The sequence below is a fragment of the Vreelandella alkaliphila genome, assembly GCF_016107625.1.
GTDB classification, from domain to species: Bacteria; Pseudomonadota; Gammaproteobacteria; order Pseudomonadales; family Halomonadaceae; genus Vreelandella; species Vreelandella alkaliphila.
In genome coordinates, this window is record NZ_JABASV010000001.1 from 217515 (window position 1) to 236910 (window position 19396).

At 52.3% G+C, this 19396-nt stretch carries 18 protein-coding genes; 7 read left to right on the forward strand and 11 right to left on the reverse strand.

Annotated features, from left to right (window positions below; translation table 11 throughout):
• Window positions 1-4 precede the first annotated feature (4 nt).
• The 5 genes from JFC11_RS00995 to JFC11_RS01015 all read right to left on the reverse strand — a co-directional run bounded on the left by JFC11_RS00995 (window position 5) and on the right by JFC11_RS01015 (window position 5591).
• A complete protein-coding gene (locus JFC11_RS00995) occupies window positions 5-1267 on the reverse strand; it encodes an ABC transporter substrate-binding protein (protein ID WP_120385586.1) in 1263 nt (420 codons plus the stop codon).
• A gap of 60 nt (window positions 1268-1327) precedes the next feature.
• Complete coding sequence (locus tag JFC11_RS01000) at window positions 1328-2377, reverse strand: Gfo/Idh/MocA family protein (RefSeq protein WP_038482097.1); 1050 nt, start codon at window positions 2375-2377, stop codon at window positions 1328-1330.
• Window positions 2374-3153: a ThuA domain-containing protein gene (locus JFC11_RS01005; RefSeq protein WP_038482094.1), complete on the reverse strand. Its 780-nt coding sequence runs from the start codon at window positions 3151-3153 to the stop codon at window positions 2374-2376. Before JFC11_RS01005 ends, JFC11_RS01000 begins: the two co-directional genes overlap by 4 nt.
• 194 nt (window positions 3154-3347) lie before the next feature.
• A complete protein-coding gene (locus tag JFC11_RS01010; protein WP_038482091.1) occupies window positions 3348-4037 on the reverse strand; it encodes a CBS domain-containing protein in 690 nt (229 codons plus the stop codon).
• 123 nt (window positions 4038-4160) lie between these two features.
• The gene (locus JFC11_RS01015; protein WP_038482088.1) at window positions 4161-5591 is read right to left on the reverse strand and encodes a hypothetical protein; all 1431 of its coding nucleotides are present in this window, start codon (window positions 5589-5591) and stop codon (window positions 4161-4163) included.
• 112 nt (window positions 5592-5703) lie between these two features.
• Here JFC11_RS01015 and JFC11_RS01020 point away from each other — a divergent pair, with 112 nt between their 5' ends.
• Entirely contained in the window at window positions 5704-6702 is a 999-nt protein-coding gene (locus JFC11_RS01020) for a J domain-containing protein (RefSeq protein ID WP_198348504.1), read from the forward strand.
• Window positions 6703-6767: 65 nt separating this feature from the next.
• Window positions 6768-7199: a hypothetical protein gene (locus tag JFC11_RS01025; protein WP_038482082.1), complete on the forward strand. Its 432-nt coding sequence runs from the start codon at window positions 6768-6770 to the stop codon at window positions 7197-7199.
• Here JFC11_RS01025 and JFC11_RS01030 read toward each other — a convergent pair.
• Window positions 7116-9614 carry a mechanosensitive ion channel family protein gene (locus JFC11_RS01030; RefSeq protein WP_038482079.1) on the reverse strand — a complete coding sequence of 833 codons (2499 nt, stop codon included), beginning with the start codon at window positions 9612-9614 and terminating at the stop codon, window positions 7116-7118. The genes JFC11_RS01025 and JFC11_RS01030 overlap by 84 nt on opposite strands.
• Before the next feature lie 128 nt (window positions 9615-9742).
• On the opposite strand from JFC11_RS01030, the gene JFC11_RS01035 reads away from it, so the two are divergent.
• Together JFC11_RS01035 and JFC11_RS01040 are read left to right on the forward strand one after the other, a co-directional pair.
• Window positions 9743-10750, forward strand: a complete 1008-nt coding sequence (locus JFC11_RS01035; protein WP_038482076.1) for an amidoligase family protein — start codon at window positions 9743-9745, stop codon at window positions 10748-10750.
• Window positions 10751-10779: 29 nt separating this feature from the next.
• Complete coding sequence (locus JFC11_RS01040; RefSeq protein WP_038482073.1) at window positions 10780-11451, forward strand: gamma-glutamyl-gamma-aminobutyrate hydrolase family protein; 672 nt, start codon at window positions 10780-10782, stop codon at window positions 11449-11451.
• A gap of 21 nt (window positions 11452-11472) precedes the next feature.
• Here JFC11_RS01040 and tpx read toward each other — a convergent pair whose 3' ends face one another.
• Window positions 11473-11976 (reverse strand): thiol peroxidase, encoded by a 504-nt coding sequence (tpx, locus tag JFC11_RS01045; RefSeq protein ID WP_038482070.1) that lies wholly within the window; start codon window positions 11974-11976, stop codon window positions 11473-11475.
• Between the two features lie 136 nt (window positions 11977-12112).
• Between tpx and JFC11_RS01050 the strand changes: the two genes are divergently transcribed.
• The gene (locus tag JFC11_RS01050) at window positions 12113-12829 is read left to right on the forward strand and encodes a glutamine amidotransferase (protein WP_038482067.1); all 717 of its coding nucleotides are present in this window, start codon (window positions 12113-12115) and stop codon (window positions 12827-12829) included.
• Here JFC11_RS01050 and nfi read toward each other — a convergent pair.
• Window positions 12822-13514: a deoxyribonuclease V gene (nfi, locus tag JFC11_RS01055; protein WP_198348505.1), complete on the reverse strand. Its 693-nt coding sequence runs from the start codon at window positions 13512-13514 to the stop codon at window positions 12822-12824. The genes JFC11_RS01050 and nfi overlap by 8 nt on opposite strands.
• A 161-nt stretch (window positions 13515-13675) precedes the next feature.
• Window positions 13676-15388, reverse strand: coding sequence for a DEAD/DEAH box helicase (locus tag JFC11_RS01060; RefSeq protein WP_038482062.1), 1713 nt, complete (start codon window positions 15386-15388; stop codon window positions 13676-13678).
• Window positions 15389-15895: 507 nt separating this feature from the next.
• Between JFC11_RS01060 and JFC11_RS01065 the strand changes: the two genes are divergently transcribed.
• Both JFC11_RS01065 and JFC11_RS01070 read left to right on the forward strand, forming a co-directional pair.
• The gene (locus JFC11_RS01065; protein ID WP_038482059.1) at window positions 15896-16093 is read left to right on the forward strand and encodes a CsbD family protein; all 198 of its coding nucleotides are present in this window, start codon (window positions 15896-15898) and stop codon (window positions 16091-16093) included.
• A gap of 52 nt (window positions 16094-16145) precedes the next feature.
• On the forward strand, window positions 16146-16628 hold the full coding sequence (locus JFC11_RS01070; RefSeq protein ID WP_095602526.1) for a PRC-barrel domain-containing protein: 483 nt from the start codon (window positions 16146-16148) through the stop codon (window positions 16626-16628).
• 124 nt (window positions 16629-16752) lie between these two features.
• Here the strand turns inward: JFC11_RS01070 and JFC11_RS01075 are convergent, their stop codons facing one another.
• A complete protein-coding gene (locus tag JFC11_RS01075) occupies window positions 16753-17790 on the reverse strand; it encodes a glutathione S-transferase family protein (RefSeq protein ID WP_198348506.1) in 1038 nt (345 codons plus the stop codon).
• 99 nt (window positions 17791-17889) lie between these two features.
• Window positions 17890-18810, reverse strand: coding sequence for a LysR family transcriptional regulator (locus JFC11_RS01080; protein ID WP_038482051.1), 921 nt, complete (start codon window positions 18808-18810; stop codon window positions 17890-17892).
• Window positions 18811-19396 lie beyond the last annotated feature (586 nt).

Below are 19396 nucleotides of genomic sequence, written 5' to 3' on the forward strand. Positions count from 1 at the left end.
CCAGCTACCAACCACGCCTACCTATACGGGCAAGCTCACTATCGAGCTGCTGAATTGCTTGTTCGGGGGAAATATCACCGGATAGGGCGTCATGCACACGGTTGAACACGGCGTTAGACACCCGCGGATACGCTTCTCCAGTAACGCTCGCAGGACGTGGCACACCGTTCATAACGGTTTCATAAAGTTCGCCAATAAACGGATGGGCTTCCAGCACCTCGGCATTTTCATAGAGCACAGGCCGCGTCGGGTTTCGACCAAACTCAATGGCGTGAGCTTTCTGTTGCTCTTCAGCGGCGAGATAAGCCACTAGGTCGGCGGCGATGTCAGGGTGCTCTGAATAGCGCGAAACCGCCCAGTTCCAGCCGCCAAGCGTCGCGACAGACTGCCCTTCGGACCCGCGGGGTAACGGCGCGACGCCAAACTTGCCTTGAATGGGCGTGCCATCTGCCTGCCCCAACGACCAGACATAAGGCCAGTTGCGCATAAACACGGCATTACCCGCCTGGAACACCCCACGTGCTTCTTCTTCCATGTAATTGCGCACACCCTCAGGGCTAATATCACCCACCCAAGAGGCTGCTAGCGTGATGGCCTCTACGGCTTGGGGATTATCTATGGTGACTTGCCCATCGGCATCCACAAAAGTGCCGCCACCGTAGCTGGCTATCCACTCCAACGCATTCGTGGTCAGCCCCTCATAAGCTCGCCCCTGAAACACAAACCCATGCATGCGCGCATTACCTGCGTCGCGCTCAGCCTGCTGGATACGCCGCGCAGTATCAGTCAACGCCTGCCAAGTTGCTGGTACGTCGGCAGCGTATTTGTCCAACAAGTCCTGCCGGTAATAGAGCAAGCCTGCATCCGTAAACCACGGCAACGCCACCAGCTTGCCCTGCACGGTATTGTTATCCATCAGCGAGGGAATAAAGCCGTCAGCCGCGCCTTCCGGCAGGTAGTCGTTTAGGTCAACCAAATGGTCGGCAAGTAGCCCTGGCCACACAATATCCACCATCAGCACATCCACATCTTGAGATTGGCTGCCTAATAGTTGCTGATAAAGCGACAACTTCTCAGTGGGTGATGCCGGGGTGGTGACGATATTCACTTGGTGACCATTAGCATCGGCCCACCGTTCTGCCAGGGTTGGGCAAAAATCTGCTGCCCCACCATCGCCACAGGCAATGGTAATTTCAGCCGCCATGGCAGGTAGCGTTGCGGGCAGCAGGGCAAACAGTACCGCTGACGAGCGCAGGTAATAACGCATAGCATTCACCTCTATTATTATTGGTAGGTAGGGAGCTAGTTAAAGGGTCGAGCCATCCACCTAGCTGGCAATCGCTAGGCTGCGGTCTTCCTGGCTTGATACGAAACAGGCATCGAGCACGGTTTGAATCGCCGCGCCGCGGGCAAAATCCGGTTGATCGTTATTCCCACTGCGAATGCTCTCGACGAAGCGCTGGTAAATACTCGGCGTGGACGGTGCTTTCACAGTGCTCCAGCGAGCGGGATGTACATCATCATCGAGGCATACCTGCACGTCATCTTTTGAGGCGTCCAGGTCAATACGAATCGCGCCTTTATCGCCGTGCACGCTCAGCGCCAGCGAGTTGTGATGCCCTGTTGCCCAGCGAGTGGCCTGAATAGTGCCCCTCGCACCATTGGCAAATGTCACCCTCATCAGCGCCGTATCATTGGCATCCAGCACATACTCACCAATGCGATTGTCTGGGGCTTTTTCAAAGCAGGTTAACTCGCAGTTAACTCGGGTAATATCGCCAACGGGGAAGCTGGCAAAGTCGACAATATGCACACCAACATCGCCTAATACGCCTTTGCTGCCGTGGGCTTCAGAAAGCCGCCATAGCCACTGGCTATCTTCATTCCAGCGCCCCCAGGCGTTACTCACTAGCCAGCTTTGTCGGTAACTGGCATCGACATGACGAACTTGACCAATCGCCCCTCCCGCAATCAGTGCACGCGCGTGTTGAATCGCCGGGGCATCGCGGTAGCTTAGGTTGACCATGTTGATCACGTTAGCGGCCTGAGCAGCGGCCGCCATTTCATGGGCATCTTGTGCATTTGTCGCCAGCGGTTTTTCACACAAAATATGCTTACCTGCGGCAATGGCGGCCAGCGACGTGGCTTTGTGAACACCATCTGGGGTGACGTTACTTACCGCGTGAATATCATCCCGAGCCAGCATGGCATCCAGGTCTTGATAAACGTCGGCAATGCCATGATGCTCGGCAAACGCCTGAGCTTTGGCAAGGTCTTGGTCACACACAGCCACCACTTCGATGCCTTCAAGACGGCCAAAATGCTTGGCGTGCTCGCCAGCCATGCTGCCTGCACCAATTATCGCTAAACGGATCATTTAAAGCCCTCCTCACCGGGTTTATGCAGGCTTTCGCCTTTAATCTCGACCGGATTAGGCGCTTGGTCAGCGGGTACATTAGGGCAACTGTCGATCCATCGTGAACCTTCCGGGCGTGCCCAGTTCACGGCGTTTTTCAACACGGTTTTCACCTGGGCATCGTAATAAATCGGATAGGTTTCATGGCCAGGGCGGAAGTAGAAAATCTTGCCGTTGCCGCGTTTGTAGGTCAGTCCGGAGCGGAACACCTCGCCTCCCTCAAAGGCACTGATAAAGATCACTTCATCGGGGTTGGGCACCGCAAACGGTTCGCCGTACATTTCGGTATGGGGCAGCTCAATGTAGTCCCCCAGGCCCTGAACAATCGGGTGACCTGGGTTCACTACCCACAGCCGTTCCCGCTCGCCCGCTTCACGCCACTTGAGTGAACACGTAGTTCCCATTAAGCGCTTAAAAATTTTCGAGTAGTGCCCCGAGTGCAGCACAATCAAACCCATGCCCTGGAGTACGCGTTTTTGAACGCGATCAACCGTCTCCTCTAACACATCGCCATGGGCGGCATGGCCCCACCATAGCAGCACATCGGTGCTTTCAAGCGTTGCTTCGCTCAAACCCTGCTCTGGATCTTGTAATGTGACAGCAGCGGCATTGATACCTTCTGCTTCGTTTAAACCTTCGGCGATGCACTGGTGCATACCCTTAGGGTAAATACGCGCCACGATGTCATTGGTCTGCTCGTGGACGTTCTCTCCCCATACGGTCACGTTAATGCTCATAGACTCTCCTTGCGACATATAACATCTTAAAAAATGACAGCTGAGGCTTAAAGTAAACGTTTACTCGAAAAGAGTAAACGTTTACCCAAATACAACTTTAGTCGCTTCACAAGAGTAAAAAGAGTGCGCATTAGCGCCTACAAAAAAGCCCGCTGCACTAAGCAACGGGCTGTTTAGTTAAGAAACACAGCGTATTAGAAGTAGCCCGCTCCACGAGGCATCATGCCAAGGTGATTTTCAACACGCTTGACGCCCTGGGTATTTTCAGCCGCTACGGTCACTGCCTGTTTCTGTTCCTCAGACTCTACTAGCCCCCAAATCTCTACGTTTCCGCCATCGACAATCACACTAAAGCTTTCGGTTCGTACGCCGGTGTTATTGTCGATCTCTTTAAGAATGGCTTCACGGATAGAGCGATCATCCTCCGGCGACTGAGTGGGCGCTACAACCGCGTTAGCAATCCCTTGAAGTAGGTTTGCGCGACTGACAATACCGACGAGCTTACCGTCTCGCACCACTGGCACCCGCTTGATGTGATGCTTCTCCAGCAAACGAGCAATGCTATGCAGCGGTGCATTTTCTTCGACAGTTAGTGGCTTGGAGGTCATTACCTCATGCGCCTTACGCCCATGGGATTTAATATATGTCCCCGCGTCTTTACCGCCACTGAAGAGCGAGAGCCACCAAGAGCGGTTATCATCCGTTTCATCTTTCACTCGACGCATCAAATCGCCTTCACTCACGATACCCAACACTCTACGCTCATCATCGACGACCGGTACGGCACTAATGCGGTTTTCGAGTAGCAACTGCGCTATATCGCGCACGTTTGCGTCGGGCCCTACACACACCACGTTGGGTGTCATAATGTCGATAGCTTGCACAGTATCCTCCAGGCGACAGGGTCGCAGTCGCAAATTATATTGCTCACCTTTGAGACTAGTGTGCTACTGGTGATTTCGCTATGCAGGCCCGGTCTCAGTGCCAGTCTATTGATCCAACGCAGTTTATTTGCTGGTTTTCTCTACACTTTCCTCAGCGACTTTCTCGACATCGACAATGCCAGAACGGCTCACAACCACTTTCCAGCGAGCTAGGTAGGTTGTGTCCTCACTACCCGTCTCACGAATGACCAAGTTAAACAGGTGACGTCTCTCGACACTTTCTCTAACGGCCTGCCCTTCCTTCAGACGGTAAATGAAGTGCTTCTCTTTGCTCATTAAGCGCGTCAGCATGGAAAGATCGATATGCAGCGTTTCACGGGTATGCTCATAACCGCTTAAAAAACGGGTAGGCGACATACGCGAGCTGGAACGATAGTGAAGTACTTCTTCTTCACGCTGAGCGACCGTGCGGCGGCGCATTTGTTGGATATCAGCATCTAGTGCGGCATAGCGCTTATAGTCGAACCACTCTAACTGCCGGCCCACCGATTGATTGCGCGTGGGGTCGATATATTGCCGCCGCCACTTTGGCCTTCCACGCCGAAGCCAGCGCCATAACGTGTTACGCAGGTCGTCTTTAAACACTTCCCGCATCGCATAAAGCAGCGCCAACGCCAATACAAACAACGCAGTGACATCGCCCAGCACACTTCGCAAGTGGAGCACACCAAGCGATACAAAGGTCATTACCACTGCCGTCGCCAACGCTTTTACTGCCTTCTGCTCGCCGCTCCCAAGCTCTAGAGCACGCTGTTTGAGCGTAATGGGATGCTCTATAAGCCGCCTTAGCAAGCGCATTTTATTCGACATCCGAGTGGGGTCTTCCATCACCCGTTCAGCGTTATACTCTTGCTCTTTTCGATAGTCGCTCTCACGCTGGCAGACGATGATAAAGCGACGCTTTATCTCACTAAACTCGCCGCCACGAGGCATATGCGCTACCAATGCCAGCAGTTGCTGCTCGGTAAACCAGGAAAGGTAATTATCGATGTTGGCAAAGTATTTATAGAGCCGCTCGTCGGTGGGCGAATTGCGCCGCAACCGTTTAAGAATGCCGTCACTCAAATCGCTCATTTCATACAGTTGGTCACGGAGCGCATCGGCAAGCTCTTGAAGCTCGCCGCTCTCCTGGCGCTGATCGCTAGTGGCATGGCGTAGTTTTCGGGCGCTGGCCAGCATTGCCTGAGTCGTTCGCTCTAACGCCCCAACATATTGATAAGCATACAAACTTAAACTTAATCGATAGGAATCACTGCCTAACTGATTACGGCTCGCTAAACGGCTATGGACCAACGGTAAATGGTACTCATCACTGTAGTAAGTGCGTGAAACGCTGATCGCGCCGTGATAAAACGCCTCTTCTGAAATGACATGGGTGCTAAGCCCAAGCTCTTTGGGCACAAATAGGTAAACATCGAGCGTGTGCGACGTTTCTTCCTTGAGCCGCCGAGTGAGCCTCAGCTGGAAGCTATTTTTACGCTCAACATTGATCACCTAACGAATCTCCTACTTCATTGCGTAACGCGATGATATACCATGGCCAATCATTATCAGGATGGCCGTTAAAGCACTTCTGCGGTTAACCTCTTTGCCTTGGAGCCAGGGAATGTCCATTGCCCGTTTTTCACCCTTTGAGCTGTTGCTGCTAAAGAGCCGCAGCCAAGTGGATACGGCAACACTACTACTGTTAGCCTGGGTGCTTGTACATCGCCAGCAGGTGTCTGAAGGCCAGCGGCGACGCCGACTGGCTCAAGTCACCGCGCAATTTCGTCACGGACACGAACTTGGGCCGGTGATGAGCATTGCCCATAATCAAGACCTTCAAGCTATTCAGTTAGCGGCCGAAGTTGTGCGCAAAGAGTGCTCCAATGAGCGCAGTCTCAGCATACTTTACCAAGCGATCACTGTAGCCACCGACGATGGCGAGCTATCTCTGAATAACCATTACATTCTGGGCTTTCTCGCTGATTTGCTAAATGTCACACCTGCCACATTCAGCACTCTCTTTCATGAGTTAACGGGCAAGCCACTGCAATCAGCAGAGGACCCCAGTCGAGATGCTTATTGGCAGGTGCACGATCCAGAATATCACGCGCGCAAGGCACGTGATGCACACGCGGCTGAGCAGAAAGCAAAAGAGGCCGAAGAGCGCCAGCGTGCTAATAAAGAACAACAGCAACAAAAGCAGCAGAATAAACAACGCCAACAGGAAGAAGCACACCGTGAGAAGGCAAAACAGGAGCAGGCCAAGCAAGAACAGAACAAGCGGGAACAGGACAAACAACAAGAGCGCCGCAAACGACAGGAACAGACCCAACAGCAAGAGCGTCAGCGCTGGCAACAAGAGCAGAAGCGTCAGGAAGAAGCCCGTCGCCAACAGCGGGAGCGCCCCTCTTCACCACCCGATCGCAACACACGGGCGCTGGCAGTATTAGGACTAACACCAGGGGCTAATCGTGCCGATATCCGCCGTGCCTATCGCCGCATGGCGCAGCTACACCACCCTGACCGTTTCTATTCGGGTAGTGAACATCAAATAGCACTGGCATCAACGCGCTTTCAGCGCATCAAAAGTGCCTACGATTATTTGATGCAAAATACCTGATTAGCCAACTGTTAACGATTAAGGGCAGAGCACCCAAACCGACAGTGAGTATCGACTCGAATATTATGCGCGATTTGTATCAACGACTGACACTAACACCCGATGCGAGCGATCAAGAAATCAATAGCGCGGTGGCCCGCTGCCCAAACAGCGCGTTGCGCCAGGATGCTGAAACCGTACTTGGTGTTGCAGAACATCGCGACGCTTATAACAAGCTCCACAAAACAGTCAGCGACATAGGACAACTGCGGGCAAGGCTTGGACTCACCCACGCGGCTCATTGGCAAGGCGATGTAGCCAACGACTTTTCCCTACCACCCGATCATGCTATTTCGCGCCATGACGAGCTGATTGATCGCGTTAGTCTTGCGGTATCGCTTTATAACCGCTGGAGGCGTTTCAAAGGCCCGTGGCTACTCGTCGCCCTGTTCACCATTGGTGCTAGCATAGGTCTCGCCTTTGGGCTCGCCTTGGGCCTTGGGCTTAGCATAGGTTGATGGCTCTGCCCGCTCGCGCTCATCTCGGCGGGTTTCAGCTTCTGTCGGGCGCGGAGCAGGTTTTGGCGGCGCTGGCCGCTTTCGCGGGCTATCCCCGTCTTCATCACTGATCTTCCCTCCCCTGCTCTTGTCACCCGGCTCATCGAGCGTGAAATCCGTGCCGGTGCGCTCTTTTCCCGTAGGCTCTTCTCTCGCAGTCTCATCGGGCATACGATCTTGCCGACGATTTTCTGAACGCGCCTCCATGCTGACACTGAGACGCGGTACGCCCAGATCGATTTCCTGCGCTTCCATGCGTTGCTTCAATAGCAAGTTAAAGGCACGCGATACGTCCCACTGCATTTCTGGTGCTGTGCGAAAACGCATGCGCAAAATAGGGCAACCATCTTCAAAGCCCTGTACACCCTGCATTTCTAAAGGTGACCAAATATAGTGACGCATCATAGGGTCTTTGCGTAACTCTTGTGCTGTCTCTTGCATCAGCGTAATTGCATCATCGATTTTCATCGCATAAGGGATACGAATCCGCATTAGCGCAATACCGAATTGGCGCGACATGTTATGAATCGACTCAATACGGCTAAAGGTAATGATATGGACAACCCCATCTAAATCACGCAGCTTTACAGTACGTAGCGTTAAGCCCTCAACAGTCCCCATATGACCATTAATCTGAACGAAGTCATCCACCGCCAGGGAGTCTTCAATCAGAATAAAAATCCCGGTGATTAAATCCTGCACCAACGTTTGAGCACCAAAACCAATCGCCAGACCGATGACACCCGCACCCGCGAGTAGTGGTGTAACATTAACGCCAAGATTTGCTAACCCGGCAATCACCGCAATAATCAAAATCGTCACAAAAATAACATTACGAATCATCGGCGTAATGGTTTGCGCCCGGGCTTGATTCACTCGCCTACCGCGAGAACGCGCGGGTGACGTTAGCGCCCGTTGAATAGCCGTATCAGCAAAGATCCATACCAGCCAAGCCAGCAGAATAGTTGCCCCTAGACTTACCAATGCTTGACCAATGCGGGCACTGGCTACCGCTTGCTGACCAAGGCCAAACAGCGAACCGCCCCAAACCTGCATAAACAGTTCAGCGAATACCATCCAGGCGCACAGGTGGGCAAGTACAAAGCCGAAGCGCTCTAAACGCTTACGATATTGGCTGTAACGACGGCGATGACGGCGTTTACCCAAGCGCTCTGACTGACGTCTCAACAAGCCCGTCACCACTAACGTCAACACTAATAAGCTTGCCGAGATAATCGAGCGCGCAAGCGCTGTACCCACATCGCCCACGGTGATAAAGATCGCCAATAATGAGCCACCCACCATCAGCAGCGCAGGAATATGCCAGAGGCCGCCCAGCGCACGGACCATCTCAACGGCGGCACTCGCATCACGGCGCTGCTTGTAAGGGCGGTTACAGATCAAATGACGAACAGGTCGTTTAAACTTAAAGATAAAGCGCGCCGACAGCAGCGCAGCCAACATATTCGCAAGCACAGACACTAAGCTGGAAAGCTCACTACCCAGCAACTCAACCAAGCGGGTAGAGTTAACCGCGTCGCCCAAAGCGATTAATGCGCCAATGACAAACAGACCACGCAAGGCTTTTTGTTGCAGCACCTGTACCGCTGTAAAACGATGGCCGCGGCTGAAAAACGCAATGACCGTTTCAATCACCACCGACAACGCGCGACCACACACACAAACGTAAGCCACAACCAATACAACCGCTCGGCCTGGGCTGTAAGGTAATATCTGCCCAATCCCTAGCGTAATCGCGAATGACAGTGCCCAAGGCAGCATGCGACGTAAAAAGTGCACCGCCAATAACCATGCTTTCGGGTCTCGAGGCAAATCAAGCGGCCATTCTCGTCGTGTGGCGATCAAACGCCCAAACGCAATCATAACGACCAGCAGCGTCCCCCAAATGACACCAAGGACGGCGCCTTCAGCCACTGCGCGTAACGCCTCCCCCTGGTCAGCACCATCATTTAATGCGCGTAAATCCTCAGCCCCTTGAACCAACTGTCGTGACCATTCATCAACCGGCGAATCGCCAGCCTGAGCCTGCTCGCCAATATCGGTCAGCGTATCGGCTAATGCGCCCAGCAGGCCTTGATGAACGATTTTGTCCTCTTCGCTAGCCTCGGTGGCAAGCTGCAATTCACGCAGAGAGTCGAGCAGCGCTCTACGCTGCTCTTCATTCTCCAGCATTGCAATCACATCGCTAAGCGAGCTTTGGAAGCGTTCACTACTGACACTCTGCTCTTCTGATGCATCACTGCCTCCCCCCAGGCTTGGCAGAGAAACGCTCTGCGCCTGAGCGAAGGTCATCACACCTATGAGTAGCGTCAAAAAAACGCCTAACACGATATTGATTGTCCAGTGCTGTCGCACGCTTGACTCCCGAAAATGAACTGACATAACACGCCGATTAGTGAGCGTTTACTTAACTTTATACTCTCAGCCTTAATGCGTGACTGTGATAGGCTGTTGGCTTAAACGTTCACCTCAAGGATACCGAGATGACGCTGCAAGCTCCTCCTAACCGTACCAATAGTGATGGAAAAACAAGGCGTGTCGGTGTGGAAATCGAATTCGCCGGACTTCCGCCGCATGATACCGCTGAACTGGTACGCGAGCTATTTGGGGGTGAGCTTAACGTGGTAAGTCCCCATCGGCTACTCGTTGAAGCGACTCGATGGGGCAAGTTCGGTATTGAGCTGGATACTCAGTATGCTCATCCTGATAAAACGTTACTTGAAGAACACCATGAAAGCGACAGTGAATGGGCACGCCAGCAGCGCCATCGGCGAATAGAGTTCCATCAAAAAACCCGTGAACTAATTGGCGACATGGTGACGGGCTTAGTGCCTACTGAAATTGTCTGTCCGCCGATTCCCTGGAATGAGCTAGAGGAACTAGACCAGTTATTTGGTGCTCTGCGTGACAAAGGCGCGAAAGGCACCGATGCCAGTTTACTCTACGGATTTGGCTTGCATCTAAATCCTGAAGTAGAACGGTTTGACGTTGGTTACCTTCTGGCCATGATGCAAGCGTACTTGCTGCTCGCCAGCTGGCTGCGCGATGAGATCAAAGTCGACATTACCCGTGAAGTACTGCCTCACGCCAATCCATTTCATAAAGAGTACGCCCTAAAAGTCCTGGACTCTGGTTATCAGCCTGATTTAGATACGTTTATCGATGACTATCTGCACTACAACCCAACGCGTAATCGAGAGTTAGACCTACTGCCGCTGTTTGCGCACCTGCGTCCTGACCATCCCCATGAGCTGCTTCATAGCCAGCTCACTAAACCACGCCCAACGTTTCATTACCGGCTACCCAATGCGCAACTTTCTCAGCCCAGTTGGGGGTCAGTTGTGGAGTGGAATCGCTGGGTTGAGGTAGAAAAGCTAGCCGCAAACAGTGACGTGCTGCGTGCTCGCTGCGATGAGTATATTGCTGAACACAGCCAACCGTGGTGGAAACGCTGTAAAGCGAAGCTGCTTGGCCTATTGAAGTCATCCTAAACACACTGCCTTAGTGAGAACGTGCCAGCATGTCTCGACCGCTTATTGGGATTACAACCTCTGATCAAAAAAGCCATCTAGCGTGGTGGTTTGACTGGTTCGCCGTATGGCGACATGGCGGCCAACCGCTTCGCTTGTCCCCTTCACGCCCCTTACCTGCCCACCTTGACGGGCTAATTATTGGTGGCGGCGATGATATTCAAGCACATCTTTACGGCGGCGAAGTACAGCTGGATGTGCGGCTAGACCCAGCCCGCGATGAACTAGAGCTCAATCTACTCGGCCGATTTATTCCGCAAAATACTCCTGTATTGGGAATTTGCCGGGGGGCGCAGCTAATCAACGTCCATTTAGGTGGCACCCTCGACCCTGATATTTACACCACCCATGAAGGTCTGAAACGACGGCGTACTGTGCTACCGCGTAAGACAGTAGATATTGTCGGAGGTAGCAAGCTTTATCAGCTATTAGGCGTCACATGGTGTCGCGTGAATAGCCTGCACCATCAGGCGGTCAATCAAGCAGGTGGCGGCATCAATATTGTCGCCCGCGACCGAGACGGGCTAGTCCAGGGAATTGAGTCGACAAAACATGATTTTTTGATTGGCGTGCAGTGGCATCCCGAGTGGCTTATTTTCAACCGCCCCCAGCAGCGTTTAATTAGTGCACTGGTGGCGGCAGCGAAACAAGGTGCAGGTTAGAAACCTGCGTACCGCCTCTGGCTAGCCTTTTAAGGCTGCCAGCGCGGCCTCGTAATCAGGCTCATTTTTCAGCTCGCCTACCAGCTCACTGTGCAACACGCGGTTGTCTGCATCAAGCACTACCACGGCACGGGCGCACAATCCTTCCATTGCACTATTAGCCAATGCGACACCCCAAGCTTCTTGGAACTCTCGATGGCGGAAGGTAGACAAGGTTTCAACGTTATCTAACCCTTCTGCACCGCAAAAGCGCTTGGCTGCAAATGGCAGGTCAGCAGACACGACCAGTACAACGGTATTATCCAATTGCGAGGCCAGTTCATTGAACCGTCGAGTAGACACCGCACAAGTGGGCGTATCCACACTGGGGATAATATTCAGCACTTTGCGCTTGCCCGAATAAGTATCGAGGGTAACATCTTCTAAATTGGCATTGGTGAGCGTCATCAGCGGAGCAGTTTGACCTGGAGCAGGTAGCATCCCTGCCACATCCATGGGCTCGCCAGCACGCGTTATCTGTTGCATATTAGGCTCCTAATATAAAGCTAAAAAGGTGTATGGTGAGGGCTACCACCTTACAGGGCAATGCCCTGATTGGGCTAACCTTTCCTCTCTAACCTTTCTTCGCTAACCTTACCTCTGACAGGACAACGAGAACGCCATGACCTCTTTAGTCATTATCAAAACCGGTGACGCCTTCCCTGAAGTGGTCGACCAATACGGTGATTTCGAGCAACTCTTTATCAATCAGCTTTCGACGGCACTGCCGACACATCTGTCACTCAAGGTTTGGGATGCACGCAAACAAGGTGTTCCTCCTTCACCCACCTCATTCGCCGGCATTATGCTCACGGGTTCCCACAGCATGGTGAGCGAACAGGAGCCGTGGAGCGAGGCGCTAAAACCTTGGCTTGAGCAAGCGTTAGCCGAGAACGTCCCTATGCTTGGCGTGTGCTATGGTCACCAGTTGATGGCGTCAGCATTCGGGGGCATTAGCGATTACCACCCTGCTGGAAGAGAATCAGGAACGCGCAATGTTCGGCTTACCCAAGCAGGCCATCAAGACCCCCTGTTTAGCAAACTGCCCACACACTTCTCGGCTCACCTGACCCACGCCCAGTCCGTCATGCAGTTGCCACCCAATGCCACGGTGTTGGCGCATAACAACCACGATGCTCATCAAGCATTACGTTATGGCCCCCGCCAATGGAGCGTGCAGTTTCACCCAGAGTTCACCCGACCAGTGATGCATGCTTATATCGAGCGCCAGAAAGCCGCATTGCGCGACCAAGGTGAAAATCCTGACGCTCTCATTGACGCGATCACCGACACTCAAGCGGCCTCTAGCCTACTGCGCCATTTCCTACGCTTTACGTAAGCCGCTTTTGGTCGCGTCTTGATGCAAGCCGATCCGCTAATCGCGTGGGTTCTGGTAACTTAGTGCGTCCTAAACAGCGCACCACCCAGTCAAGCGATGTTTCAAGGGATAATCGATGCCCTGGCGACACGAACACCGGTTTCACATTTTCCCGCGAGCGTAGCACGGCACCAATAACGTCGTTACCTGATGTTAGAGGCGCCCAATCCCCCCGCGTGTTTCCCACCTCTGCATGCTGCCCCGTTAAGCGGGACTTAGCGATGCCGATCGTCGGTAAATTTAGCCACAGCCCCAGGTGGGCAGCGACACCAAGCCGCCGAGGATGTGCAATCCCCTGCCCATCGACCATTACCAGCTCTGGTGTGATCGTCAGCTTAGCGAATGCTTCCAGAGCGGCTGGGATCTCGCGAAAAGAGAGCAGACCAGGAATATAAGGCATCCGCGTTGGCTCACGATGAACCACCTGCTCTACCACAGCCAAATGCTGTGTGCTGTCAGGCTGCCACGCTAAAACGACGACCGCCGCCCGAGTGATATCACCACCCGCTTCAAACCCAATATCGACCCCAGCAATGTGGTGCACAGAACCGATACGATCAGTGGATTCAAGTCGTTTCGCCAGCTCTGTTTGCAGCGCTACGGCCTCTTTTGGAGCTAAATTCCAGTCATGTAGCGGTGCGTCCATGCATCCTCCTTTTACTGAACCATCATCATACTAACGTAGCTCAACTTCCCAGCTGCAATAACAGGCAAAAAAAATCCCCTTAAGCCGCAGGGCGTAAGGGGATAGAACGATCGTTAAACGTCGTTTTAAAGCACCATTATAATATGGCGCTATACATTAACTTAAGCGCGTTCGCGGCGACGAACGGGTGCATCACCGTCATCACGACGACGACGTGGAGCACGCTCAGGTGCACTGTCTTCACTAATTTCTAACGGGCGACCAGCAACGCGGGCTCGCGCCATTTTCGCCAGAATAGTGGAAGGCAGGCCACTGGGTAGTTCAACTACCGAGAAAGCGTTGCGGATATCAATACGACCGATACGGGCGCCTTCGATGCCACCTTCGTTCGCCAGTGCACCAACCAGTTGACCAGGCTTAACGCCATCTTTATGGCCAACAGAAACACGGTAACGAATCATACCTTCGCTAGGTGCGCTTGAGCGCTCGCGACGGCCACCGGGCTTGCCACCAGGCGCGCTATCACGCGTAGTGCGCTCTTTACGCGGTGCTTGCAAGCGTCCAATCGGCGCTTCGTCAGCACGTGCCATCGCGGCAAAAGCACAAGCTAGCTCAACGGCATCATGGCCTTCTTCTACCAGGCGCTCAACCAGTGCGCGCTGCTCTTCAGCACCTTTGGTCAGGGCTGCTACAACGCGATGATGGAACACGTCATCACGGTGAGCGCGAATAGCGGCTTCGTCTGGCAGCGGCATTTCAGTCATTTTCTGACCGGTAGCCTGCTCCATCCAGCCCACTTTACGGCCTTCACGGAAACCAGCGAACGTAATCGCGATACCGCTACGGCCCGCACGACCGGTACGACCGATACGGTGGGTATAGGCTTCTGCGTCTTGCGGCAGATCGTAGTTGATAACGTGCGTAATACGCGGAACGTCAAGACCACGAGCAGCGACGTCGGTCGCAATCAGCACATCAACCTTGCCACGCTTGAGACGTGTAATGGTGCGCTCACGCAGGCTTTGGTCTAGATCGCCAGACAAGCCAGCGGCATTAACGCCACGGGCTGTCAGCTGTTCAACCAGCGTGGTACAAGCAGCACGAGTACGCACGAAGACAATAGCGGCATCAACCGGCTCAACCTCAAGGATGCGTGCCACTGCTTCAAGCTTAGCGCCACCATCGACGCGTACAATACGCTGTTCAATGTTTTCACCGGTCGTCGTGCGCGACTCAATCGCGACTTTTACCGGATTAACCAGATAGCGGTTAACAATGCGTTCAATTTCAGTCGGCAGCGTTGCCGAGAAGAACACACGCTGAGCATCTTTAGGGGTATCGGCAACCACGCGTTTTACGTCGTCGATAAAGCCCATGCGCAGCATTTCGTCAGCCTCATCCAGCACGAGTGCCGAAAGACCGTCGAGTTTCAGACTACCGCGATCAAGGTGGTCGATAATACGGCCAGGGGTGCCAACAATAACCTGGGCACCGCGCTTTAGCGCGCCTAACTGTTCACGGTATTCTTGGCCACCACAAAGGATAGCGACTTCAAGACCCTTGAGGTTTTGGCCATACTTACTGAATGAAGCCGCAACCTGCTGAGCAAGTTCACGGGTCGGAGCCATAACCAGTACTTGAGGCTCGCGACGGGTAAGTTCTAAACGCGATAACAATGGCAATGCAAATGCAGCGGTTTTGCCGGTGCCGGTTTGTGCTTGGCCCAGCATATCGCGGCCTTCCAGCAACGCAGGAATCGTCTGCGCTTGGATCGGCGAGGGAATTTCGTAGCCTTGTGCTTCAACAGCAGAGAGAACGGCAGGCAACAGAGCAAGATCGCCGAAGCTCGGCGAAGCGACAGAAGTCGAGGTCATTAATCACACCTTGGTAGGCCGGTTTTTCCGGCAAAAAACATCGTAAGCGTCTCTGACTCTGCTCGTTAATACGCGTGACAATGCATATTAATAAACAAGGATCCGCAAGGCGGATATCATCATCAATGGAGTCGGAGACGCCGGTCGCACCTAGCATTCGGTTAGCAAACACCGCATAAGCGGGCTAACCGCTGTGGCGACCTTCTGCGCCGATTTCACCCGTTTGGTGAAATGCTGGAGGCGCGCCATCTTCACAGCAATGAACATCTGCAGTTGGCAAGATGTTCCAGCAAGCATTTCACTTCGTAGTCAAAGCTACATAGGAAATTGCTTATCGTCGTGATGGAGGGGTCAACACATGCGAGGAGGGCGCATCCTAACACCGCCAGTCGCTTATGACCAGTCTTTTTGCTTTAACCGTTCTTAATACTCAGGCTTGCACATATTCACTGTTCGTCTAACCTGAGAAGTGCCTAACGATGTTCACTAACTTCAAGGAGTGATGCTATGAACTGGGATCAAATTGAAGGCAGTTGGAAAGAAATGAAAGGAAAAGCTCGCGCAAGCTGGGGCGAATTAACTGACGATGAGCTTACCCAGATTGGCGGCAAGAAGGATCAACTTGTTGGCAAGCTACAGCAGAAATATGGCTTAGAGCGGGAAGAAGCCGAACGCCGTGCTGATGAATGGGCGAACGATCTTTAACGTTTGTCGTCTAATTAGACCGCACATTTTAATAGCTACATGGAGAGATGCTATGCGCAAGACAATGCTTACCACTGCTATCAGTACCGCCCTTTTAGGCAGCTTGGCCTTCGGTGTCCAGGCCTCAACTGAACCCCAGGGTATGTATTCTGCAGATGACATAATGGATGCAGAAGTGTTTTTTGCTGGTGGCTCTGGTGAAGAAATCGGTGAAGTCGAAGACATTCTTTTTGATGAAGAAATGCGCATTTCAGCGCTAGTCATTGAAAGCGGTGCAATTCTTGGCCTGGGTGGCCGCGAAATTGTTATTAATACCGATCAATTTACCCTGGAGACCCATACCGAGAGTGATGGTGATACCGAGCACCGCATAATGCTTGAAGCTTCCCAAGAGGAAGTTGAATCCTTCCCTACCTATGATCGTGATTGGTGGGAGCAGACTAAAAATAGTGCCCGCGATGCATGGCAAACGACCAAAGAAGGTGCTCAAAGCGCCTGGCAGTCTACCCGCGAAGCCGTTAATGATAATGAGTAAGCTACCAGCTTAAACCGCTTAAGCTAGCGGTTAACTAGCCAAATGGGCCACCCTGCAATTGGGTGGTCCATTCGTTAGTAACGAGGTTTGAGATGCAACTTCTGAGAAGCTCTCTGCTTATAAATCATGAAGCGCGACGACGGATGCCCTGCCCTGGCAAGCGTTCACGATCATGAGGGCGCTCTAAATCCAATAGCGGTCCGGCAGGCACAATACGCGTTGGATTAATCGTGTCATGGCTGTAGTAGTAGTGGCGTTTTATTTGTTCCATATTGACGGTCTCTGCAATACCCGGCCACTGATACAGCTCGCGAACGTAATTCGCCAGATTGGGGTAATCTTCAATACGTTTTAGATTGCATTTAAAATGGCCATAGTAGACAGCATCAAAACGGATCAGCGTGGTGAAAAGCCGAATATCTGCCTCCGTTAACCACTCCCCCGCCAGATAACGATGCTCGCTCAAGCGTTTTTCCATTCGATCTAAGGCATCGAACAGAGCCAGCACATGTTTTTCATACACGTGCTGATCCGTCGCAAAACCCGACTTATAAACACCGTTATTAATGTGCTCGTACACATCGTCGTTGATGTCATCAATAGTGCGACGCAAGTCATCAGGGTAAAAATCTAAATCGTTACCGGTCAACTCATCAAACGCGCGATTAAAAATGCGCATCAAATCAGCCGACTCATTATTGATAATTGCGCTACGTTGCTTATCCCAAAGCACCGGTACCGTGACCCGCCCCGTATAGGCAGAATCAGTCATCGTATAGAGCTGATGATGATAGTCGACGTGGTTAACAAGATCCCCACTGGAGCCCTCACTTTGGTCATACGTCCAGCCCTTATCCTGCATAAATGGGCTAACATGAGAAGTGCCAATGAGTGATTCCAGCCCCTTTAACTTGCGCATAATAAGAATTCGATGCGCCCAAGGACAGGCTAGCGATACATAAAGATGGTAACGGTCTGCTTGCGCAGGGTAGCTCTGCCCTTGCAACTGTTTGCCTGACGACGCACCGCCTGACAGTACCTCCATCATGGCATCGTCACCCACCCAGTCGCGCAGTTGGGCAGACTCGCGGACAAATTCTCCACCATGCTTCTTAGTGTCGTACCACTGATCAACCCATTCGCCGTTAACAAGCAGTCCCATCGGGCGGTCTCCTATTGTAATAATCGTATGTAGTAAACGTATTAATAGTGCTGATGACGTTTAGCATACGCCCGCCCTCCCGATGCTCAAGCGGATGTTTTACGGCGATTCATTCGATGAAATCGAATCCTTAGGACAGAGCTCGCTCACCCCCTGTTTTAATGCCTGTGCCATGGCATGGGCTGCAGGGCCAGCGCGATCTCGGTCTCTGAATATCAACTGCATAGGCACCATTCGCACCCCACCAGCACTGAGCGGCAAAGGTTTGAGCTGCCCACTTGAAAGTTCATCAGCAATACGGGTTTCAGGCATCCAGGCAAACCCTAACCCACGCTTCAGCATATCTAATGACGTGTTTAAGTGACTCACTGTCCATCGTTGCTCCGCTTTCAACCAGCCGGAATTAGTCGACTGGCGTAGCGCCGAATCACGCACTACCAGTTGACGGTGTTGGGTCAGATCCCGAAGGTCTAGCGAGCGACTAAGCTGGTGTAACTCATGACTTGGGTGTGCAACGGCTATAAACCGCACGTTCACCAGCGGTTCACCTAAATACCCTTGAGCCGCAATCCCTGAGACCACAAGGTCGGCACGACCATCGTGGAGCATTTCTGTACCACCATTTAGCACACTTTCATGCAGTTGCACTCTGACCTGAGGATACGTTTCCGAGAAACGCTCAAGTGCTTTCGCTTGAGCAGCCGCTGGAAAAATCTGGTCAATAGCGACCACGATTTCAGCTTCCAGGCCTGCAGCCAAACGGGTAGCAACATCTTCTAAAGAGGCGGCACTCTCAATTAACTGGCGAGCTCGGCGCAATAAGAGTTCGCCCGCCTCAGTTAGGCGTACCTGCCTGCCTACCGGCTCCAGCACCTGAACACCCAACTGCTCTTCTAGCTTGTGCACGGCATGGTTAAGCGTAGATGGACTTTTGTGAATAGCCTCGGCCGCCCGCGCAAACCCACCATGGTCAACAACGGCTGCCAGCATCTGCCACTGTGCAAGAGTTACTCGAGACATTTCGATTCCCTCGACGCTAAACAGCGAAATAATCCGCTTTATGTTCGAAAAACCCTTATAGAATGCCAGGAAAAACCGCTGAGTACTTGCCTGTAAACAATTATTCCTAAGCACTAGGCTACCTAAGGGAGTTCACCTGACACTTTTCCCTTAATGACAGCCAGTTGACGCCAAGCCCACCAGATACACAAAAAGACAATTTGTTACAAAAAAACAATATTCGACGCACAGCAATTATTAAGTATATCTAAGCATACTGTCTCAAGACCGTTTCATGATGCCTGTTTTGCTTTCCGGCCGCCAAAAGATATACAAAAATGATACAAAAATATTACAAAAGCATTGCATGATTAATTTAACTTCTAAAGTTGGCGGAAAATATTGATTAACGCCGTCTCCCTATGATTAATTATCGTGCCTGCTTAGTTTTAAGGCGGTTTGCGTTAAGTTACTTTTTTTAGCGAACGGCGTTCACAAATAGGTTTCCTTGCTTATTACCTCCGTATTTCAATGAAGTACATTTAGTGTACAGGCATACAGTCTGTTCACTCTTACCCTCATGGGGTATGGTTCCTGGGTATACTTT